The organism is Serratia sp. CY38905 (assembly GCF_052168875.1).
Taxonomy (GTDB): Bacteria; Pseudomonadota; Gammaproteobacteria; order Enterobacterales; family Enterobacteriaceae; genus Serratia; species Serratia sarumanii.
On record NZ_JBJNLV010000026.1, the window covers coordinates 1 to 21578 of the forward strand.

Annotated in this window: 18 protein-coding genes, 1 tRNA gene, 1 pseudogene and 1 riboswitch; of the genes and pseudogenes, 11 read left to right on the forward strand and 9 right to left on the reverse strand. The window is 57.1% G+C overall.

Annotation, left to right across the window (positions count from 1 at the left end):
* Both ACJ8MK_RS25135 and ACJ8MK_RS25140 read left to right on the forward strand, forming a co-directional pair.
* Nucleotides 1-1521, forward strand: a 1521-nt coding sequence (locus ACJ8MK_RS25135) for an AAA family ATPase (protein WP_442518117.1), incomplete at its 5' end; no start/stop codon positions are given.
* A gap of 1 nt (nt 1522) precedes the next feature.
* Nucleotides 1523-2524: a hypothetical protein gene (locus tag ACJ8MK_RS25140; RefSeq protein WP_439075829.1), complete on the forward strand. Its 1002-nt coding sequence runs from the start codon at nt 1523-1525 to the stop codon at nt 2522-2524.
* 352 nt (nt 2525-2876) lie between these two features.
* On the opposite strand, the pseudogene ACJ8MK_RS25145 reads toward ACJ8MK_RS25140, so the two are convergent.
* Nucleotides 2877-3355 (reverse strand): annotated as a pseudogene (locus ACJ8MK_RS25145) (phage portal protein); the annotation flags it as partial.
* Between ACJ8MK_RS25145 and ACJ8MK_RS25150 the strand changes: the two are divergent.
* Entirely contained in the window at nt 3292-3537 is a 246-nt protein-coding gene (locus tag ACJ8MK_RS25150; RefSeq protein WP_439076238.1) for an ogr/Delta-like zinc finger family protein, read from the forward strand. The pseudogene ACJ8MK_RS25145 and the gene ACJ8MK_RS25150 overlap by 64 nt on opposite strands.
* Nucleotides 3538-3693: 156 nt before the next feature.
* On the opposite strand, the gene ACJ8MK_RS25155 is transcribed toward ACJ8MK_RS25150, so the two are convergent.
* Nucleotides 3694-3769: transfer RNA gene (locus ACJ8MK_RS25155), tRNA-Ile, on the reverse strand.
* Nucleotides 3770-3915: 146 nt separating this feature from the next.
* Between ACJ8MK_RS25155 and mug the strand changes: the two genes are divergently transcribed.
* On the forward strand, nt 3916-4404 hold the full coding sequence (mug, locus tag ACJ8MK_RS25160) for a G/U mismatch-specific DNA glycosylase (protein WP_060441002.1): 489 nt from the start codon (nt 3916-3918) through the stop codon (nt 4402-4404).
* A 74-nt stretch (nt 4405-4478) separates the two neighbouring features.
* Here mug and rpoD read toward each other — a convergent pair whose 3' ends face one another.
* The 3 genes from rpoD to rpsU form a co-directional block, all read right to left on the reverse strand.
* Complete coding sequence (rpoD, locus tag ACJ8MK_RS25165; protein ID WP_033636080.1) at nt 4479-6320, reverse strand: RNA polymerase sigma factor RpoD; 1842 nt, start codon at nt 6318-6320, stop codon at nt 4479-4481.
* A gap of 157 nt (nt 6321-6477) precedes the next feature.
* Nucleotides 6478-8226: a DNA primase gene (gene dnaG / locus ACJ8MK_RS25170; protein WP_025304325.1), complete on the reverse strand. Its 1749-nt coding sequence runs from the start codon at nt 8224-8226 to the stop codon at nt 6478-6480.
* A 136-nt stretch (nt 8227-8362) separates the two neighbouring features.
* Nucleotides 8363-8578 carry a 30S ribosomal protein S21 gene (gene rpsU, locus ACJ8MK_RS25175; protein ID WP_001144069.1) on the reverse strand — a complete coding sequence of 72 codons (216 nt, stop codon included), beginning with the start codon at nt 8576-8578 and terminating at the stop codon, nt 8363-8365.
* A gap of 325 nt (nt 8579-8903) precedes the next feature.
* On the opposite strand from rpsU, the gene tsaD reads away from it, so the two are divergent.
* Nucleotides 8904-9917, forward strand: coding sequence for a tRNA (adenosine(37)-N6)-threonylcarbamoyltransferase complex transferase subunit TsaD (tsaD, locus tag ACJ8MK_RS25180; protein WP_033654813.1), 1014 nt, complete (start codon nt 8904-8906; stop codon nt 9915-9917).
* 30 nt (nt 9918-9947) lie between these two features.
* Here the strand turns inward: tsaD and plsY are convergent, their stop codons facing one another.
* A complete protein-coding gene (plsY, locus tag ACJ8MK_RS25185; protein WP_033636078.1) occupies nt 9948-10586 on the reverse strand; it encodes a glycerol-3-phosphate 1-O-acyltransferase PlsY in 639 nt (212 codons plus the stop codon).
* A gap of 107 nt (nt 10587-10693) precedes the next feature.
* Here plsY and folB point away from each other — a divergent pair, with 107 nt between their 5' ends.
* Complete coding sequence (gene folB / locus ACJ8MK_RS25190) at nt 10694-11053, forward strand: bifunctional dihydroneopterin aldolase/7,8-dihydroneopterin epimerase (protein ID WP_033636077.1); 360 nt, start codon at nt 10694-10696, stop codon at nt 11051-11053.
* Between the two features lie 136 nt (nt 11054-11189).
* Nucleotides 11190-12014, forward strand: coding sequence for an undecaprenyl-diphosphate phosphatase (gene bacA / locus ACJ8MK_RS25195; protein ID WP_041036750.1), 825 nt, complete (start codon nt 11190-11192; stop codon nt 12012-12014).
* Between the two features lie 39 nt (nt 12015-12053).
* Here the strand turns inward: bacA and ACJ8MK_RS25200 are convergent, their stop codons facing one another.
* A complete protein-coding gene (locus tag ACJ8MK_RS25200) occupies nt 12054-13298 on the reverse strand; it encodes a multifunctional CCA addition/repair protein (protein WP_442518118.1) in 1245 nt (414 codons plus the stop codon).
* A gap of 122 nt (nt 13299-13420) precedes the next feature.
* Nucleotides 13421-14041, reverse strand: coding sequence for a TIGR04211 family SH3 domain-containing protein (locus ACJ8MK_RS25205; protein ID WP_019453078.1), 621 nt, complete (start codon nt 14039-14041; stop codon nt 13421-13423).
* Between the two features lie 278 nt (nt 14042-14319).
* Between ACJ8MK_RS25205 and ACJ8MK_RS25210 the strand changes: the two genes are divergently transcribed.
* From ACJ8MK_RS25210 to hldE, 3 genes are all read left to right on the forward strand, one after another.
* On the forward strand, nt 14320-15627 hold the full coding sequence (locus ACJ8MK_RS25210; protein ID WP_442518119.1) for a CYTH domain-containing protein: 1308 nt from the start codon (nt 14320-14322) through the stop codon (nt 15625-15627).
* Nucleotides 15628-15672: 45 nt separating this feature from the next.
* Complete coding sequence (gene glnE / locus ACJ8MK_RS25215) at nt 15673-18510, forward strand: bifunctional [glutamate--ammonia ligase]-adenylyl-L-tyrosine phosphorylase/[glutamate--ammonia-ligase] adenylyltransferase (protein ID WP_103830023.1); 2838 nt, start codon at nt 15673-15675, stop codon at nt 18508-18510.
* A 77-nt stretch (nt 18511-18587) separates the two neighbouring features.
* A complete protein-coding gene (gene hldE / locus ACJ8MK_RS25220) occupies nt 18588-20018 on the forward strand; it encodes a bifunctional D-glycero-beta-D-manno-heptose-7-phosphate kinase/D-glycero-beta-D-manno-heptose 1-phosphate adenylyltransferase HldE (RefSeq protein WP_033636072.1) in 1431 nt (476 codons plus the stop codon).
* Between the two features lie 58 nt (nt 20019-20076).
* Here hldE and ubiK read toward each other — a convergent pair whose 3' ends face one another.
* Nucleotides 20077-20352 carry a ubiquinone biosynthesis accessory factor UbiK gene (gene ubiK / locus ACJ8MK_RS25225; RefSeq protein WP_074027314.1) on the reverse strand — a complete coding sequence of 92 codons (276 nt, stop codon included), beginning with the start codon at nt 20350-20352 and terminating at the stop codon, nt 20077-20079.
* A 147-nt stretch (nt 20353-20499) separates the two neighbouring features.
* A riboswitch (FMN riboswitch) is annotated at nt 20500-20660 on the forward strand.
* Nucleotides 20661-20769: 109 nt separating this feature from the next.
* Here ubiK and ribB point away from each other — a divergent pair.
* Nucleotides 20770-21423, forward strand: coding sequence for a 3,4-dihydroxy-2-butanone-4-phosphate synthase (gene ribB / locus ACJ8MK_RS25230; RefSeq protein WP_033636071.1), 654 nt, complete (start codon nt 20770-20772; stop codon nt 21421-21423).
* Nucleotides 21424-21578: the final 155 nt, after the last annotated feature.

Consider the following 21578-nt stretch of genomic DNA (forward strand, 5'->3'; position numbering starts at 1 on the left):
TCAATGTCTGTTTCCGATTCTGCACTTAGGTTAAATGGTCCAAAAGTTGGAATGGGTGAAGCTTTAAATATAATAAAAAATAAAGATGACTCTAAGACGCTTAGCTTCAGTTTTGATTTTTCTGACAACTCAGTAGTTAAAAGCAGGATTGATGCTCTGAGAAGAGAAACTGTAGAGTCACTTTTTATGTTTACAAGATTCACAATCCAGACTATCAAAAATAATGATGATCTTATCAAAAAAATGACGGATTTAATAAATGAGGTGAGTGATGTATTTGTAAGCTTTGATGATATAGATGATGATAAATTGGATTCTATTTCTACCACATTGTGTCATGTTCTCACTATGTTTAGAAATGATGGGCGTGATATTGTGTTCAGTCGCTCAGTACCTTCAAACTTACGAAAGTTCATCTACGAATGTCCCTTAAAGCATGTTCGGGATTGTTTGGTTAAGATGCTTGCAATTTCTGGGAATAAATTGTCGGCGTCCCGGATAAGTTATGATTTTAAATATGATAAATTTAACGGGACAATGAAAGTAGTGAGACTGGTTCTTTTTAATAAGAATCATGAAAAAATAATTGACATATCCCCACGAAAAAATAAAGTTAGTGTATCTTCAGAGGTAATACCTCAAGGGGTTTTTTATGGATGCCAGAATGATATATTAGAATTAGTTAATCCTTATTCATTGAATGTGCTCACCTCTACTAGTGGACGTAGTTTTCATGTTTTTTTCATGGAGTCATACAACCCAGTAGTTGGGTTTTTATCACAGGTAGTTTCTTGTTCTATATTGATGTTGTCCAATATGTTTGACGGTGAAAATGTTAATCATGTTAGCCCACTAAGAGCTTTCCCGCAGCGCTATTATTTACTAGATAAGACAGTCAATCACTCACAATTAAACTCTTCAGATGGATCAGAACTAGCTGAAATTTTGAAGAAAAATACAAAAATAACAGATAGCATCAATCTTCTCCTTGCTGAGTTTAATCTGGCTGTCGATATTGTAAAAGTTAATGATATCATCCATAAAATAGTAATTAACCAAGGTTCTGTTAATCTAGAATTGACTGATGTTGGTTTCGGAATATCTCAAGTCCTGCCAGTATTAGTTCAAGCCTATTTGTCGCCGGAAGGTTCAATAACGATAATTGAGCAGCCTGAAATTCATCTTCATCCTAAAATGCAAGCATGGTTGACTGATGCGCTGATAAAGATTTCAATGAAGGAAAAGAAAATTTTTATTATTGAGACTCATAGCGATGCTTTGGTGAGGCGAATAAGGTTGAGGATCGTTGATGAATCAAGCGAACTTACTGAAGAGCAAGTCGCTATTTATCATCTTGAACGTGATGAAAGTGGATCTTCAACGCTTTTGAATAAAGTGGCTGTTAATTCTGAGGGGGATATTACTTGGCCTGGTGAATTTATGGATGTCGAGATTCAAGACACTATAAGAATACAGGAGTTGAAAGTTCAAAAGTTAATGAACTCAAAAGGAATTCACTGATATGTCTTGTGCGGTTTGTTTATGCCCAGAGTTTGTTGCGGCCAATATTTCAGACATCAAGTTATTTAGTGGTTTTTTTGTGGGGGCAATAATAGAGGGACATAATCAGTTAATCTTAGATGCTGATGGGAGAATACAGTTAGATTACTTGCGTTCTTGTCAAACTAACAAAGATTCTTTTTATATGTTGCAAAAATGGGAAGATGAACTTTCTAAATCACCCACAGGTAAAATATTGCGAACTCCTGTTCAGACGAGCTCCGGCGATGTCAAGGATGTTATCGTTGGGGCTGTAATTAATGCCGCAACCACATTTGATAAACATATTTTCACCTCAGATAATAACAGTTACGCTGTATTTGTATCTGAGTTGATTAGGCAGCGAATTAGTTTGTTAAACCTTAGTAGTGTTGGGTTAATATCAAAGGAGGAGAGAGTGCAGCAACCTTTGAGTTTTATAAAATTTGATAGTGACTTATCTTGGGTAATTCAGAGATTAGGAAGGCGTTCAGCTAAAGGATATAGTGAGGATGATTTTAATGATTTTCTTCGTGATATGCTTTTGGCTAAAAACTATAGTATTAAAGATCAAACCAGAGAGGGTGAGTCTCAATCAGGTAAACAAGCGGGTGAGTTAGATCTTATAATTGAAGATCGAGGTGATTTGTTTGCGATTATTGAGGCATTAATTTTAAGTTCAGTCGATAAAGTAAATATCTTAAAGCATTACGGGAAATTAATTAGAAATTATAACCCAATACATGTAAAGAAACTGTTTTTAGTTACCTATTATGTGGGTGCTAGATTTGATGATTGGTGCAACAAATATGTTGAATATCTAAAGGAACTACAACCTGCAGATTTAGGGCTTGATGGGCATGAAATGCTTGATTTGAAAGAAGTTGAAACGGCATATATTGGTTTGAAGAAAATTGAGCAGCATTTTAGATATGCAGGGCAACACTATTTTTGTATTCATTATGCAGTGAAATTGGCAAAATAGAATGTTGAGTGTTCAATGCCCTCTGCGGAGGGCATTGCATTATAAGGTGCATTATTTTGCACTTGCTGAACTTGTACCTTCTGTTAATGCTATGCTAGAACCTATGCAGGTCTGGAGTCGTTATGCATCTGCATCAAAACCGACCCATAAAGCAGGCAGGCGAGGCGGGGAAAGCATTGCGCGCCAACGGTGGTGCGTAATAATAAAAATTATCGTCCGAGCGCGTCGTGATGGCACTGTCGTGGTTGTTGTCGGCTCGTTGGCGGTCTTGTGTGGTCGTGCGCGCGTGGTGCGTCTGAGGGGTGATGGTAATGGGTATGAAAAAGCCGCCCTGATGGCGGCTTAGTGATGGTTATTCCGGGTTGTTGAGGGTGTACTCTTTGAACCTGATGACCTCCATACCGAGCCAGTCGTTTACTTCCCTGAACCTATCCTGCAGGGGTGACAGCTCGTTACGCACGAATACTTTTGCTACCTTCTCAACGTCACCGAGTTAGCCGATATTCTCGGGCTTGCCGCCCATGAGCTGGAATGGTACGCGGTGTGCACCCATCAGGTCGGCGGCGCTGGCTTTCTTGATGTTGAAAAAATCATCCTTTGTGGCGACCTCACTCAGTGGCACGATTTTAATGCCGTCCGGTTTTCCGTTTGGCGAATAAAAAAACAGGTTCTTAAAATTGCCGAGCCCCTTAGAGTTACGCATTGCTTCGCGCAGCGATTCGACGTCGGTCGCACTCTGCGCCGGGTCGTCACATACATGATGTAGCCTGCGTGCGCGCCGTTCTGGTAATACTTGCGGCGGAACAGCGTCGCGGCCTCCCGCACATGCGCGAACAAGCCGCTATCTAACCGAAAATACGAAAGAGCGCTACCACCAGTGCCAGAACATCAACTGTAGTTGCACGTTGTTTATGACAATGGAAACGATAGAGCGCTTTATTGTTACTCCGGGAGCCATTGACCCGGCACCGCCGCACCCGACTGTCGGTGGTCAGCGGCCATTGTGGCTCTGATAAATTTCCGCTAAATGCCCGCCGCGTGCGGGTTTTTTATGCCCTCAACAAAGTGGCGGTAAAAAATCCACCGCCATTCTATCGCCACTCGAAAACGAGGCAACAAAAAGGCCACTCGCGAGAGTGGCCTAACTGTATGTATTTACTGCTGAAATTTGGTGGCCCCTGTTGGGTTTGAACCAACGACCAAGCGATTATGAGTCGCCTGCTCTAACCACTGAGCTAAGGGGCCAAGCCGCGAGATTATAGGGAATCCTTAAGCGGCGGTCTACTGTTACCCGCCCGTATGTTGCTTTTCTGCACAGTTCTAGCCTGTTGTAATTGCTGGCGGATTTTGCGATAACCGCAGTAAATCCCTGTAATGGACTCACGACACTCATGGAACTTCTGGCGCCTGACCTGCGGGTGGTGTTTTGCGGCATCAACCCCGGCCTTTCTTCCGCCCATCAGGGCTATCCTTTTGCCAACGGCAGCAACCGCTTCTGGAAGGTGATCCATCAGGCCGGTTTTACCGAGCGCCAGCTGGCGCCGGAGCAGTGGCAGCAGCTGAAGGATAACGGCTGCGGCATTACTGCGCTGGTGGCGCGCCCGACGGTGGCGGCCAGCGAGCTGTCGCGCGACGAGCTGCGCAGCGGCGGTGAGGTGCTGCAAGAGAAAATCCTGCGCTACCAGCCGCGCGCGCTGGCGATTTTGGGCAAGCAGGCGTTCACCACCGCCTTCGGGGTGAAAAACGCGCCCTGGGGCAAGCAGGCGCTGATGCTGGGGGAAACCGAGGTGTGGGTATTGCCCAACCCCAGTGGATTGAACCGCGCCACGCTGGAGCAGCTTACCGCCAGCTATCGCGAGCTGTTCCTGGCGTTGCAATGATGCGGCGGGGGGGATTCAGGGCATAAAAAAACCCCGGCAGGCCGGGGTTTTTGTTTTGGGTGCGGCAGCCGGACTTAGTCGTCCAGGAAGCTGCGCAGCACTTCGGAGCGGCTTGGGTGACGCAGCTTGCGCAGCGCCTTGGCTTCGATCTGACGGATACGCTCACGGGTAACGTCAAACTGCTTGCCTACCTCTTCCAGCGTGTGGTCGGTATTCATGTCGATACCGAAACGCATGCGCAGCACTTTCGCTTCGCGCGCGGTCAGGCCGGCCAGCACGTCGTGGGTGGCGGAACGCAGGCTTTCCGAGGTCGCGGAATCCAGCGGCAGCTCGAGGGTGGTATCCTCGATGAAGTCGCCCAGATGCGAATCTTCGTCGTCGCCGATCGGCGTTTCCATCGAGATTGGCTCTTTGGCGATCTTCAGCACCTTGCGGATCTTGTCTTCCGGCATCAGCATGCGCTCGGCCAGCTCTTCCGGCGTCGGCTCGCGGCCCATCTCTTGCAGCATCTGGCGCGAAATACGGTTGAGCTTGTTGATGGTCTCAATCATATGCACCGGAATACGGATGGTGCGCGCCTGGTCGGCGATGGAGCGGGTAATAGCCTGACGGATCCACCAGGTGGCGTACGTCGAGAACTTGTAGCCGCGGCGGTATTCGAATTTGTCTACCGCTTTCATCAGGCCGATGTTACCTTCCTGGATTAGATCCAGGAACTGCAGGCCGCGGTTGGTGTATTTCTTGGCGATAGAAATAACCAGACGCAGGTTGGCCTCAACCATTTCTTTCTTCGCGCGGCGCGCTTTCGCTTCACCGATCGACATGCGACGGTTGATGTCTTTGACCTGCTCGATGGTCAGGCCGGTTTCTTCTTCGATCTGACGCAGTTTCTGCAGGCTGCGCTGCACGTCTTCGGCCACGTCTTTCAGCTTTTCCGACCATGGCTTGGCCATCGCCAGCGCGGCTTCGAACCAGGAATCGCTGGTTTCGTTGCCGGCGAACAGGGTGACGAAGTTTTTCTTCGGCATTTTGCACTGTTCAACGCACAGCTTCATGATGATGCGTTCCTGGGTGCGAACGCGGTCCATCATGGTGCGCATGCTGTTGACCAGGAAGTCGAACTGTTTCGGCACCAGGCGGAACTGCTTGAACACTTCGGACAGCTTCAGGATCTCGTCCGCGGCGCTGGCGTGGCTGCGGCCGTTCTTCTTGATCACCAAGCGCGTCGCTTCATACTGATCGCGCAGTTCGGCGAACTTCTGACGCGCCAGCTCAGGATCGATGCTGTTGTCGTCTTCGGTGTCGTCCTCTTCGGCATCCTCATCTTCTTCGTCGTCGTCTTGCTCTTCGCTCGACAGTTCGGAACCGATGTGGGTGGCGGTTGGGGCGATGTCCTCTTCCGCGTTAGGATCGACGAAGCCGGTGATCAGGTCGGACAGGCGCGCTTCGCCCGCTTCGACGCGATCGTACTGTTCAAGCAGGTAGGTAATGGCTTCCGGGTATTCGGCAACCGAGCACTGCACCTGGTTGATGCCGTCTTCGATGCGCTTGGCGATGTCGATTTCGCCTTCGCGCGTCAGCAGTTCGACGGTACCCATTTCGCGCATGTACATGCGCACCGGGTCGGTGGTGCGGCCGATTTCGGATTCCACGCTGGACAGAACCTGTGCGGCGGCTTCTTCCGCATCTTCGTCCGTGCTGTTCGAGTTTTCGGCGAGCAGCAGGTCATCGGCGTCCGGTGCTTCTTCCATCACCTGGATGCCCATGTCGTTAATCATCTGGATGATGTCTTCGATCTGATCGGAGTCGACGATATCTTCCGGCAGATGGTCATTGACCTCAGCATAGGTCAGATAGCCTTGCTCCTTACCACGGGTGACAAGTAGCTTCAGCTGTGACTGCGGGTTTTGCTCCATAAGACGGTATCCACACTTCAGAGTATTTAGGTTGGTGTCGGTCGGCGAAACCGCCAACAATAGCATTTGGGGCGTTTTCGTTATCGCCGCGGCCCACTATGGCGGCACTGTGCAGGGCTCTGCCCTCGCAATTATCGGCACTTAAGCCGTTTGGTATTCAGTTTTTCTTCGCTAAAACCTGGTTGAGGGAACGGACTTCTTCACGTTCCTCCGGGCTCAGGCCGCGCGTTCTGGCCTGGGCGATCAGCGTTTCCAGCCGTTGCTCGAGCACCGAGTCGTACAGGCTGGCCAACGTATCCAAAAAGGTCTGCTCGACCATATCCTCAACGATCATATGGTTCCAGGTCGCCAAGGTTTCAAGCTGCTGGCTGAATTTGTTGTCGCGATACAGCTCCAGCAATTGCCCGGTCGTCAGGCCCGGCTGCGCCAAACAGGTCTGCACCAGTTCGACGAACAGCGGCAATCCCGCCTGTTTGGTCTGCTCCAGCCCTTCAAGCGAAGGGATAAGTGTAGCCAACTGCGGATTTTGCACCAGTAGCCCTATCAGTATACGCATGGTTGTGCGTTTTAGCTGGGGCGCCTGATAAGGATTCGCATTTTCCGCCTGCTTGGGCATCAGCTTGTCGAGCTGGCTGTCGTCCAGCAGCCCCAGCTTGTTGCCGAGCTCCTGGCGCAGGTACAAGCGCAACGTTTCGCCCGGCACCTGAGTAATCAGCGGCAGCGCCAGCGTGCTCAGCTTAGCGCGCCCGTCCGGGCTGCTCAGATCCACCTGCGGCAGCAGGCTTTCGAACAGGAAAGTGGACAGCGGCTGCGCCTGCTCCATTCGCTGTTCGAAGGCTTCTTTGCCTTCCTTGCGCACCAGGGTGTCCGGGTCTTCGCCGTCAGGCAAAAACATGAACCGCAGCTGGCGCCCGTCGTTCAGGTACGGCAACGCGGTTTCCAACGCCCGCCATGCCGCTTCGCGGCCGGCGCGGTCGCCGTCGTAACAGCAGACGACGTTGTCGGTGGCGCGGAACAGCAGCTGAATGTGTTCAGCCGTCGTCGAGGTTCCGAGCGAGGCGACGGCATAATCGATGCCGAATTGCGCCAACGCCACCACGTCCATATACCCTTCCACCACCAGCAGCCGCTGCAGGGTAGGGTGGTTCTGCTGTGCTTCATACAGGCCGTAAAGCTGGCGGCCCTTATGGAAAACTTCGGTTTCCGGCGAGTTCAGGTACTTCGGCATGCCATCGCCCAATACGCGGCCGCCGAAGGCGATCACGCGCCCGCGTTTGTCGCGGATGGGGAACATTACCCGTTCGCGGAAACGGTCGTACGAACGCCCCTGATCGTTAGTCACCAGCATGCCGGCATCGTTCAATGCGCGGCGCGAGTCGGCGTCGCGGCCGAAACGCTTCAGGGCGTTGTCCCATCCCGCCGGCGCGAAGCCGATGGCGAAATGGCGAATAACGTCGTCACTTAATCCGCGCTGCTGCAAATAGCTGCGCGCCGGTGCCCCGGAGGACTGCTGCAGTGACTGTTGATAGAACGCGCTGAGCTGCTCCATCAGTTGGTACAGGCTCTGGCGCTGATGGCGTTCGATCTGGGTTGGCCCGGTGCCCGCTTCGTAAGGCACTTCCAGCCCGTGCATGGTCGCCAGCTCTTCGATGGTTTCGACAAACTCAAGCCGGTCGTAATTCATCAAAAAGTCGACGGCGTTGCCGTGCGCACCACACCCAAAACAGTGATAAAACTGCTTTTCGCCATTAACGGTAAATGAAGGCGTCTTTTCGTGGTGGAACGGACAGCACGCGTGGTAGTTCTTGCCTTGCTTCTTGAGCTTCACGCGGGCGTCGATCAGATCGACGATGTCGGTGCGAGCCAGCAAGTCATTGATAAATACGCGCGGAATTCGTCCAGCCATAAGCCCTTACTTCATTAGCCTATAAACGAGAACAAGCCGCGCATTCCTTTCGGAAAGCACGGCCTTCGTATGCAACTACTCGGTCTGCGCGATTTTGAAAATCAGAAATTCACGCGGTGGGGTTGCCCCCGAAGAATTAATACAGACGAGTGCGGCGTGCGTTTTCGCGAGCCAGTTTCTTCGCGTGACGTTTCACAGCAGAAGCTTTAGCGCGTTTACGTTCGGTAGTTGGTTTTTCATAAAACTCACGACGACGAACTTCAGCTAAAACACCCGCTTTTTCGCAAGAGCGTTTGAAACGACGCAGAGCAACGTCAAATGGCTCGTTTTCACGTACTTTAATTACCGGCATGTGCCTCTCACCTCAATAAAATTCGGTTTGCTGCTGGCCAAGCGCCAGCCTTTTCAAAATGGTGCGGAATTTTACTCCAATGGATGCTGCTTTGTAAAGCACCACAGCAAATTGAAACCCGCGTCGCTCTGCCGCAACGTGCGCAATTTTGCACCGGGCGCTGATTATAGACTAATCAGAAAAAAATGCTCGTGTTTAATCGCCTGGGCATTTTCTGCATGAATCATCGACATAGGTGCGAGCCGGTGACAAGATGCGCCGCGCCGGCGGTAAATGCGGCGGAATGTGGTAGACTGGCGGCCGCACGTGAATGATGGGAAATGTAATGCGAGTACTGGGTATAGAAACGTCCTGCGATGAAACCGGAATTGCAGTGTATGACGATCAAACCGGTTTGTTAGCCAACCAATTATACAGCCAGGTGAAGCTGCACGCCGACTACGGCGGCGTGGTGCCGGAACTGGCCTCCCGCGATCACGTGCGCAAAACCGTGCCGCTGATTCAGGCGGCGCTGAAAGAGGCCAACCTGACCCCGGCCGACATCGACGGCGTGGCCTACACCGCCGGGCCGGGCCTGGTGGGGGCGCTGCTGGTCGGCGCGACCGTCGGGCGCGCGCTGGCGTTCGCCTGGAACGTGCCGGCGGTGCCGGTGCACCATATGGAAGGCCACCTGCTGGCACCGATGCTGGAAGACAATCCGCCGGCATTCCCGTTCGTCGCGCTGCTGGTCTCCGGCGGCCACACCCAGCTGATCAGCGTCACCGGCATCGGTGAGTATGAGCTGCTGGGCGAGTCGATCGACGACGCGGCCGGCGAAGCGTTCGACAAGACCGCCAAGCTGCTCGGCCTGGATTATCCCGGCGGGCCGATGCTGTCGAAGATGGCGCAGCAGGGCACAGCGGGGCGCTTCACCTTCCCGCGGCCGATGACCGATCGTCCGGGGCTGGACTTCAGTTTCTCCGGGCTGAAAACCTTCGCCGCCAACACCATCCGCTCCAACGGCAACGACGATCAGACGCGTGCCGACATCGCCCGCGCCTTCGAGGATGCGGTGGTGGATACGCTGGCGATCAAATGCAAACGCGCGCTGGAGCAGACCGGCTTCAAGCGCCTGGTGATGGCCGGCGGCGTAAGCGCCAACCGCACGCTGCGCGCCAAACTGGCGGAGATGATGCATAAACGCGGTGGGGAAGTGTTCTATGCCCGCCCGGAATTTTGCACCGACAACGGCGCGATGATCGCCTATGCCGGCATGGTGCGCCTGAAGAGCGGCGCCAACCCGGAGCTGAGCGTTTCGGTGCGGCCGCGCTGGCCGCTGGCGGAATTGCCTGCGGTATAAAACAAAGGGCCGGATTATCCGGCCCTTCTGCTATTCGTCTTTCGGCTGGTCGCCGTTATCCGCGTCGTTTTTCTTCTTGCGCAGCTTGCCCCAAATCTTGCCTTCCTGGCCGCGCCACAGGCGCTGAATATTGTCGTGATGCCGCATCAGGATCAGGCAGGAGAGCATCGCCACCGGGAAGGTGAACTGCGGTTTGAACCACCAGACGTAGAACGGGGCGATCAGCGCGCTGACGATGGCGCCGAGCGAAGAGTAACCGCTGAGCAGCACCGTCAACAGCCAGGTACCGGTCATCAGGCCGGTCAGATCCCAGCCGATAGGCGCGATGGCGCCAAATGCCGTCGCCACGCCTTTACCGCCGCGGAAGTGGAAGAACACCGGATAGATGTGCCCCAGGCAGGCGGCGATCGCCGTCAGGCCGAGGTACAGCGGCGGCACATCGAGCTTGTAGGCCAGCCAGACCGGCAGCATCCCTTTCAGAATATCGAACACCAGCACCGCCGCTGCCGCCAGCCGGCCGCCGATGCGCAGGACGTTGGTCGCCCCGGGGTTTCCTGAGCCATGTTCACGCGGATCCGGCAGCCTGGCGATCCGGCAAACCAAGATCGCACTGGAAATCGAGCCGCACAGATACGCGAAGATAATCATGCCAAGCGCGGTAGCACTCATAACGCGGTTCCGTTTAATAATGGTCGTTTTACTCGCAACATCCATGGATAATACGCACATTCCGCTGGAAGTGGTATCCGGCAAGGCCAAAAACAGAGAATGACGTGATGGATATCGTATTTATTGAAGAGCTTACCGTAATTACCACCATTGGCGTTTATGAGTGGGAACAGGGCATTCGTCAGAAGCTGGTGTTCGATATCGAAATGGGCTGGGATAACCGGCCGGCCGCCGCCAGCGACGACGTAACTGACTGTCTGAGCTATGCCGACGTCAGCGACGCCGTGATCCGGCACGTTGAATCGAACCGGTTCGCGCTGGTGGAACGCGTGGCGGAGGAAATATCCGAAATTTTGCTTCAGCGCTTCAATTCCCCGTGGGTCCGTATTAAGGTCAGCAAACCGGGCGCTGTAGCACATGCCAATCGGGTCGGCGTGATCATTGAGCGCGGCACTCGTCCCGCATGATTTTATGTCATCTGCTTGCAACGAAAGACCGTTAAGCTGGTCTTAATCCTGAGAATTGTTTTAGCGGCATTGTCTTTAAGCACTGCCGCTTTTTTATGTTTATGTTAGTCGCAAATTTATGGGGTGAGCGAAGCACATGACGGACATGCATTCACTGTTTATTGCGTTTGTTCTTGGGGTTGTTGAGGGATTAACCGAATTTCTGCCGGTGTCTTCCACCGGGCATATGATCATCGTTGGCGAGTGGCTGGGCTTTACCGGCGACAAAGCCAAGACCTTTGAAGTCATCATCCAACTAGGATCGATCCTGGCGGTGGTAGTGATGTTCTGGCGCCGGTTGTTCGGCCTGATCGGCATCCATTTCGGCGGCAAGCCGGTGGAGCACGAGGGCAAAACACACGGCCGGCTGAAGCTGGGGCACATCCTGTTGGCGATGATCCCGGCGGTGGTGCTGGGGTTGATATTCCACGATGTCATTAAATCGCTGTTCGCGCCGAAAAACGTGATGTACGCGTTGGTGGTCGGCGGCCTGCTGTTGTTGACGGCGGAATGGCTGAAGCCGAAGAAACCGCGTGCGGAAGGGCTGGATGACATCACCTACCGGCAGGCGTTTTTGATCGGTTGCTTCCAGTGCCTGGCGCTGTGGCCGGGCTTCTCCCGTTCGGGTTCCACTATCGCCGGCGGTATGCTGGTGGGCGTGAACCGCTATGCGGCGTCCGAGTTCTCCTTCATTTTGGCGGTGCCAATGATGATTGGTGCCAGCGGTCTGGATCTGTATAAGAGCCTGCACTTCCTGACCTGGGGCGACCTGCCGATGTTCGCCGTCGGTTTCGTTACTGCCTTCGTGGTGGCGCTGATTGCGATCAAAACCTTCCTGTCGCTGATCAAACGCATCTCGTTCGTGCCGTTCGCCATCTACCGCTTTATCGTGGCGGCCGTAGTTTACATGGTATTCCTGTAAGCCCGATGCCAGGAAGAAACCCCGCTCCGCGGGGTTTTTTTATGCCTGATCGTTGAGGATGGTTTGATTGAGCTTCCAGTCGGCCAGCGCCTGCTGGCGACGGCGTTTGAGCTCGTCGCGGATCGCGGTGCCCTGCAGCCCGCTGGCTACCACTTCTTTAATAGATACCGCGTTCGCCACCTGATACGCCTGGCGCAGATAGTCGCCCTGCGGATAAGGATTCTCCTCAAAGCCGGTGCGGCCGCGCGCATCCGCTTCGCTGGTCAGGATCATCTGCTCCAGCCGTTGCGGTTTGCGCCAGACGTCGATGGCGTCGAACAGCTTCAACAGGGTCTCCGGACGCAGCTTGTTCACGGTATGGATCAAATCATGGTACTCGGCCACCAGCTTGCTCAAATCCCGTACCGGATTGGGCACCCGCAGCCGCTGGCACAGCGCTTCGACCAGCCGCACGCCCGCCGGGCCGTGGCCGTGGTGATGCGGCCAGAACTCTTTCGGCGTCAACCCTTTGCCGAGATCGTGGCACAGGGTGGCGAAGCGCGCGTCCACCTCCGGCGTGAGGCGGGCGGCAATCGCCAACGCCATCAGCGTGTGTACGCCGGTGTCGATCTCCGGGTGCCACTTGGCGGGAGCCGGCACGCCGAACAGCGCGTCGATTTCCGGGAACAGCACCGCCAGCGCACCGCAATCGCGCAGCACCTGAAAATAGACCTGCGGGCTCTGGCTTTGCAGCGCCTTTTCGGTTTCCTTCCAGACGCGTTCGGCGGTCAGCGCGGCCAGTTCACCGCTGTGCGCCATCTGGCGCATCAGGGCGAGCGTTTCGTCGGCGATGCGAAAACCCAGATGGGCGAAGCGGGCATTGAATCGCGCCACGCGCAGTACGCGCAGCGGATCTTCGCCGAACGCGTCGGAAACGTGGCGCAGCACGCGCGCCTGCAGATCGGCCACGCCGCCGTAAGGATCAATCAGCTCTCCTTCGGCGGAGCGGGCGATGGCGTTGATGGTCAGATCGCGCCGCAGCAGATCTTCTTCCAGCGTCACGTCCGGCGCGGCATAGCAGGTAAAACCGGTGTACCCCTGGCCGGATTTGCGCTCGGTGCGCGCCAGCGCGTACTCCTCGTGGGAGTCGGGGTTGAGGAACACCGGAAAATCTTTACCGACCTGCTGGTAGCCCAACGCCAGCAGCTCTGCCGGCGTAGCGCCCACCACCACCCAATCATGATCGACCACCGGAATATTGAGCAGGCTGTCGCGAACGGCGCCGCCGACCAGATAAATCTGCACTGTTGACTCCTGAATATCGTGTAAGGCTCTGTCTATCAGATTACATGAATTGGCCGCGGGATGTCGGCGCCAATGAAAAGGGCGCCCGCAGGCGCCCATACTCAAACTGAACGATACTGAGATCAGTTCATCCAGCGGTTGTTGTTCTTGCGGCGCGGGATCAGGTGCGGCAACAGCAGGCCCAGCAGCAAACCGACGCCGGCGACGCCGCCGCCGTACATGAACCACTGCAGGATAATGGTGCGCTGCTTGTCGTCGAGCTGCAGGTTAACGGCGTTGACCTTCTTCTGCGCGACCACCAGCTGGTTTTTCAGATCCTGGTTTTCCTTCTGCAGGCTGCTGATGGTGCTGTCGCTGCCCGCGACTTTTTCCTGCATTTCCGAGGTACGCTGGTTCCAGGTGTTGTCGATGTTGGCCAGCTTGTCGGTCAGGGTTTTCACCTGCTGTTCCAGCTCGGGCACGCGGGTGCGCAGGCTTGGCGTCTGGCTGAGCTGGTCGAGCGGGATCCAGGTGGTGCGGCCTTTCGGATCGCGGATCTGGCCGTAGTTGGTGCTGTCGTTGACGCTCAGCAGGGTCACTTCTTCACCGGCGTTGAGAGTGCCGACAATACGGTACTGATTACCTGGGCCGCTATGGACGTAAGTGCTTAACTCATCGGAGATATAGCGTTTATCTTCGGCATGTGCGGCCCAAGTGATGCTGAAGCTCAGCGCGGCAAGGCAAATCAGGCGTAATTTCTGCATTAGTTCATCGTTTCTGGGTGAATTTATGGAACGATAGTAGAGGGTTCAGTCTGACGACGCAACGCCAAAACCGGAATGAGAACTATCTTACTGTGGCTGATTCTGTGAGTTGCGCAGTGTTTTATAACGTAACAGGTTTTTTCTACAGTTAGCAGGGTTAAGGCGCCGGGAATCGCGGTAAGATAACGGCAACTGTGCGTCAGTGGGCAGCATACGGCGGGCCGAACGCGCCGCGCTGAAACCGACGTGAATGCATAACTTATTGGTGTTAAAGAATTATGACCGTTGAAATTGAACTGAAATTCATCGCCGCGCCGCAAGCGGTGGCCGCTCTGCCACACTGGCTCGCCGCCTGGCCGCATCAGCATTCCGCGCCGCAAAAACTGACCAACATCTACTTCGAAACGGCCGACAACTTCCTGCGCCGTCACGACATGGGGCTGCGCATTCGCGGTTTCGACGATCGCTATGAGATGACCATCAAAACCGCCGGTAAAGTGGTGGGCGGCCTGCACCAGCGCCCGGAATACAATGTCGCTATCGCCGAGCCGCAGCTGGCGTTGGCGCAGTTTCCTGCCGACATTTGGCCGCAGGATTGCGATATCGCAGCGCTGCAGCTGGCGTTGCAACCGCTGTTCCGTACCGATTTCGTGCGTGAGAAGTGGGTGGTTACTTACGGCCAAAGCGAGATAGAGATTGGCCTGGATCAGGGCGAGGTGCGCGCCGGTGATCTCAGCGAAGCCTTGAGCGAGATCGAGCTGGAGCTGCTGAAAGGCAATACCGCCGATCTGCTGGCGTTGGCCGGTGAGCTGGCGGCGCACGACGGGCTGCGCCAGGGCAGTCTGAGCAAGGCGGCGCGCGGTTACCACCTGGCGCAGGGCAATCCGCCGCGCGAGGTGCGCCCGCTGCGGGTGCTGAAGCCGGCGGCGAAGGCGAGCGTCGAACAGGGGATGATCGCCGCCTTCGAGCTGGCGCTGAGCCACTGGCAGTACCATGAAGAGCTGTGGCTGCGCGGCGACGCGCAGGCGCGCGCTTCGGTGATTGAGGCGGTCGGCACGATCCGCCAGGCGCTGGTGATCTTCGGCGGCCTGGTGCCGCGCAAGGCCAGTGCCGATCTGCGCGCCCGCCTGACCGAGCTCGAGCCGCTGTTGGCGGACAAAGCCGCGCAACCAGAGAGCCTGTGCTACAGCGCGGCCTACCTGCAATGTAAGTTAGCGCTCACATCATGGCTGGTGAGCGGAGCCTGGCGGCCGTTTATTGACGCCAAAGGGCAGGCCAAGCTGGACGGTTCTTTCAAACGCTTCAGCGACATCATGCTGGGGCGCAGCGGCGCGGAGCTGAAAGAGGCCTTCAGCCGTACGCTGAACGAAGATGAATATCAGGAACAATTGCCGCGCCTGACGCGTCAGATTTCGGCGCTGGTCCTGCTGTCGGGCGCCTACCCCGACGAGCAGACCGGCCCTTATATCGAGGCCTGGCGCGAACTGCAGGCGGCGCTGAGCGAGCGCCGCCAGGGCTGGTATGAAGCCAGCCGCAAACAGGCCTTATCGCATGCGCCATTCTGGTTAAACGGCGCGCTTCGTTAATCAAGCCGGCCCGCCAGCCGTGGGCCGCAGAACGGGTCATACACTATGTCGCCACTTTCAGCCGCGTTACAGGCTCAGGCACAGCAGGTTGTGCAGCGTTTTCAGGAAGTTCACGGCGCGGACAGCGCCTTTAGCGAGCAGGAGCAGTGGGTGCTGGCGTCGAGCGACTTCGTCAGCGACGCACTGCTCGCCCAGCCGGCCTGGCTGGCGACGCTGCGCGAACAGCCGCCGGCGCCCGGCGAGTGGCAGCACTATGCCGCCTGGCTGCAGGACGAGCTGGAAGAGGTGCGCGATGAGGCGCAGCTGATGCGCACGCTGCGTCTGTTTCGCCGTGAAACGCTGGTGCGCATTGCCTGGGCGCAGGCGCAGGGGCTGTGTTCGACCGAAGAAACGCTGCTGCAGCTGAGCGGATTGGCGGAAACGCTGATCGTCAGCGCGCGCGACTGGCTGTACCAAACCTGCTGCCGCGAGTGGGGCACGCCGTGCAACGCCGACGGTGAACCGCAGCCGCTGCTGATCCTCGGCATGGGCAAGCTGGGCGGCGGCGAGCTGAACTTCTCGTCGGACATCGATCTGATCTTCGCTTATCCGGAAAACGGCCAGACCCAGGGCGGGCGGCGCGAGCTGGACAATGCCCAGTTCTTCACCCGCCTGGGCCAGCGGCTGATCAAGGCGCTGGATCAGCAGACCATCGACGGCTTCGTCTATCGCGTCGACATGCGGCTGCGGCCGTTCGGCGACAGCGGCCCATTGGTGATGAGCTTCGCGGCGCTGGAAGACTACTATCAGGAACAGGGGCGCGACTGGGAGCGCTATGCGATGGTGAAGGCGCGCCTGATGGGCGGCGCGGAAGACGCCTACAGCCAGGAGCTGCGCAAAACGCTGCGGCCGTTCGTGTTCCGCCGCTATATCGATTTCAGCGTCATCCAGTCTTTGCGCAACATGAAGGGCATGATCGCCCGTGAAGTGCGGCGGCGCGGCCTGAAGGACAACATCAAACTGGGCGCCGGCGGCATTCGCGAAATCGAATTCATCACCCAGGTATTTCAGCTGATCCGCGGCGGCCGTGAGCCGGCGCTGCAGGGGCGTTCGCTGCTGCCGACGCTGCAGGCGGTGGGTGAGCTGGGGCTGCTGGAGGCCGAGCAGGTGCGGGCGCTGAGCGCCGCCTACCTGTTCCTGCGGCGGCTGGAGAATCTGCTGCAGGCGATCGGCGATCAGCAAACCCAGACGCTGCCGCAGGATGCGCTCGACCAGGCGCGGCTGGCCTGCGGCATGGGGCTGGCGGATTGGCCGGCGCTGATGGCGACGCTGGAGGTGCACATGCAGGCGGTGCGGGCGGTGTTCGACGATCTGATCGGCGACGATAGCCCGGATATCGGCGAAGATCCCGACTACCAGCACTATCACAGCCTGTGGCAGGACGCGCTGGAGGAAAACGAGCTGGCGCCGCTGACGCCGCACCTGGACGAAGAGGGGCGCCGACAGATGCTGCGCACCATCGCCGATTTCCGCCATGACGTCGACAAGCGCACCATAGGCCCGCGCGGCCGCGACGTGCTCGATCAACTGATGCCGCGCCTGCTGGCGGAGGTGTGCCCGCGCCAGGACGCGCCGACCGCGCTGGTGCGGCTGGCGCAGCTGCTGCTCAGCATCGTCACCCGCACCACTTACCTCGAACTGCTGGTTGAGTATCACGCGGCGCTCAGCCATCTGATCCGTCTGTGCGCCGCTTCGCCGATGGTTGCCAACCAGCTGTCGCGCTACCCGCTGTTGCTGGACGAACTGCTGGATCCGGCCACGCTGTATCAGCCGGTGGCGCTGGACGCCTACCGCAGCGAGCTGCGCCAGTACCTGCTGCGGGTGCCGGAAGACGACGAAGAGCAAAAGCTGGAGGCGCTGCGCCAGTTCAAACAGGCGCAGCAGCTGCGCATCGCCGCAGCGGATATCGCCGGCGCGCTGCCGGTGATGAAAGTGAGCGACCACCTGACTTATCTGGCGGAGGCGATCATCGACGCGGTGGTGCAACAGGCCTGGAGCGACATGGTGGCGCGCTACGGCCAGCCGACCCATCTGCAGGAGCGCGAAGGGCGCGGCTTTGCGGTGATCGGCTACGGCAAGCTGGGCGGCTGGGAGCTGGGTTACAGTTCCGATCTCGATCTGGTGTTCCTGCTGGATTGCCCGCCGGAGGTGATGACCGACGGCGATCGCTGCATCGACGGCCGCCAGTTCTACCTGCGGCTGGCGCAGCGGGTGATGCATCTGTTCAGCACCCGCACTTCCTCCGGCATTCTGTATGAGGTGGACGCGCGTCTGCGGCCTTCCGGCGCCGCGGGGATGCTGGTCAGCACCGTCGAGGCGTTCGCCGATTACCAGCAAAACGAAGCCTGGACCTGGGAGCATCAGGCGCTGGTGCGCGCGCGCATCGTGCATGGCGACCCGGCGCTGCACCAGCAGTTCGACGCGATTCGGCGCGAAATCCTGTGCAAAACGCGTGATGCGGAGACCCTGAAACGCGAAGTGCGCGAGATGCGCGAAAAGATGCGCAACCATCTCGGCAACAAACAGCGCGATCTGTTTGATATCAAAACCGATGAGGGCGGCATTACCGACATCGAATTTATCGCCCAATATCTGGTCTTACGCTATGCGCCGGGTGAACCGCGGCTGACGCGTTGGTCGGACAACGTGCGCATCTTCGAGCTGATGGCCAATTACGACATCATGCCGGAAGAGGAAGCGCGCGCGCTGACCCAGGCCTATGTCACCATGCGCGACGAGATCCACCATCTGGCGCTGCAGGAGCATTCCGGCAAGGTCGGCAGCGAGCTGTTCACCGCCGAGCGCGAGCAGGTGCGCGCCAGCTGGGCCAAATGGCTGGATTAATACCTTTTTGCGGGTATTCCGGCGGTCTGTGGTAATATCTGCGCCACTAAAATTTTGTTCTTTTTTGGAGTTATCGGATGAAAGTTACGCTGCCTGATTTTCGCCGCGCCGGTGTGCTGGTGGTCGGTGACGTCATGTTGGATCGCTATTGGTATGGGCCGACCAGCCGCATCTCACCGGAAGCCCCGGTGCCGGTGGTCAAGGTCGACACCATCGAAGAGCGTCCCGGCGGCGCGGCTAACGTGGCGATGAACATCGCTTCGCTGGGCGCCAATTCCCGCCTGGTGGGCCTGACCGGCATCGACGATGCGGCGCGGGCGCTGAGCGCCAAGCTGAATGAAGTCAACGTGCGCTGCGACTTCGTCTCGGTGCCGACCCATCCGACCATCACCAAGCTGCGCGTGCTGTCGCGCAACCAGCAACTGATCCGTCTCGACTTCGAAGAAGGCTTCTCCAACGTCGATCCGCAGCCGATGCTGGAGCGCATTCAGCAGGCGCTGCCGCAGATCGGCGCGCTGGTGCTGTCCGATTACGCCAAGGGCGCGCTCAGCCAGGTGCAGGGCATGATCCAACTGGCGCGCGCCGCCAAGGTACCGGTGCTGATCGATCCGAAAGGCTCTGACTTCGAGCGCTATCGCGGCGCGACGCTGCTGACGCCGAACCTGTCCGAGTTCGAAGCGGTGGTGGGCCACTGCAAGGATGAGGCGGAACTGGTGGCGCGCGGCATGAAGCTGGTGGCGGATTTCGAGCTGTCGGCGCTGTTGGTCACCCGTTCCGAACACGGCATGACGCTGCTGCAGCCGGGCGTTGAGCCGCTGCACCTGCCGACCCAGGCGCAGGAAGTGTTCGATGTGACCGGCGCCGGCGACACCGTGATCGGCGTGCTGGCCGCTTCGCTGGCCGCCGGCAATTCGCTGGAAGAGTCCTGCTTCCTGGCCAACGCCGCCGCCGGCGTGGTGGTGGGCAAGCTCGGTACCTCTACCGTGTCGCCCATCGAGCTGGAAAACGCGGTGCGCGGCCGGGCCGAAACCGGCTTTGGCGTGATGACCGAAGCGCAGTTGAAAACCGCTGTTGCTCAGGCGCGTCAGCGCGGCGAGAAAGTGGTGATGACCAACGGCATTTTCGACATTCTGCACGCCGGCCACGTCTCCTATCTGGCCAACGCCCGCAAGCTGGGCGACCGCCTGATCGTGGCGGTGAACAGCGACGCCTCGACCAAACGCCTGAAAGGGGAAAAACGCCCGGTCAACGCGCTGGAGAATCGCATGATCGTGCTGGGCGCGCTGGAAGCGGTGGATTGGGTGGTGCCGTTCGAAGAGGACACGCCGCAGCGCTTGATCGCCGACATTCTGCCGGATCTGCTGGTGAAAGGCGGCGATTACAAACCGGAAGAGATTGCCGGCAGTGCGGAAGTGTGGGCCAACGGCGGCGATGTCAAAGTGTTGAACTTTGAAGACGGGCTGTCGACCACCAACATCATCAAAGCGATCAAAGACGGGCGCGGCTAACGCCGGGCGACCGAAAGAACAGGGGCGCGCGGTTTAGGTGCGCGCCCTTGGCGGGAATTTATTCGTCTTCCTGCTTGGCGGCCGGCGCCGCGCTCAGCTTGCTTTCCAGCTCGGCCAGGCGCTGTTCCAACTGCGCCAGCTTCTCGCGGGTGCGCAACAGCACCTGAGTCTGCACGTCGAACTCTTCGCGGTTAACCAAATCCAGGCGGGTCAGCTGCGACTGCAGCACCTGACGGATTTTTTTCTCAACGTCTTCCCCGAATTCACGAACGCCTTTAGGCATGGACTCATGAACCTGGCGTGCGATTTGTTCGATTTTTTTCGGGTCAATCATGGCGTATCCCTTTCAGAGTTTAATTGCTGCCGCTTAGTGTAATGCGAGTTGCCCGCCGGATAAACACCATTAAGCGCATTCGCCGCGCGTGGCCGAATTGTGCTTTTGCCAATTGCCCTGTCTACCCATTAGCGTTATAGTCATCCTGCTTATTCTCAGGGCGGGGTGAAAGTCCCCACCGGCGGTAAATCACCTTCTACGGTGAAAGCCCGCGAGCGCTCAGCCAGCCTGTAAAGGCCGGTTAGAGGTCAGCAGATCCGGTGCAATTCCGGGGCCGACGGTTATAGTCCGGATGGGAGAGAGTAACGGTATCTGCCGGGCTTGCGCCCGCTTGCGTTATTTTTTTAGCTATTGCTAGCTACTCCTCAAGATCGCCCTGGTTCTGGTAATCCATAATTTTTAATGAGGTTTTTTACCATGAATCAGACGCTACTTTCAGACTTCGGCACGCCGACAGAACGCGTTGAACGCGCGATCGACGCACTGCGCAACGGGCGCGGCGTAATGGTGCTCGATGATGAAAACCGTGAAAACGAAGGTGACATGATCTTCGCCGCGGAAACCATGACCGTTGAGCAGATGGCGCTGACCATTCGCCACGGCAGCGGTATCGTGTGCCTGTGCATCACCGAAGAACGCCGTCAGCAGCTTGAGCTGCCGATGATGGTGACCAACAACTCCAGCCAGTTCCAGACCGCCTTCACCGTGACCATCGAAGCGGCGCAGGGCGTGACCACCGGGGTTTCCGCTTCCGATCGCCTGACCACCATCCGTGCGGCGGTGGCAGACAGCGCCAAGCCGAGCGACCTGAACCGTCCGGGCCACGTGTTCCCGCTGCGCGCGCAGCCGGGCGGCGTGCTGAGCCGTCGTGGCCACACCGAAGCGACCATCGATCTGGTTTCCATGGCCGGTTTCAAACCTGCCGGCGTGCTGTGTGAACTGACCAACGACGATGGCAGCATGGCGCACGCGCCGGAAGTGATCGCCTTCGCCAAACAGCACGACATGGTGGTGCTGACCATCGAGGATCTGGTGGCCTACCGCCAGGCGCACGAGAAAAAGGCCAGCTGATAGCCGGTCGCTTTCAACGATAAAAAAAGCCGCGTAACGCGTAATGCTGGTCACTTAAGGGTGGCCAGCAACTTTTTTATCTGGGTATTTCCTGCTTCTGGCTCTGAGCTCTCTCGGATAACTTCGCTCTCTGCGCCCCGGCAACACCAGCCATT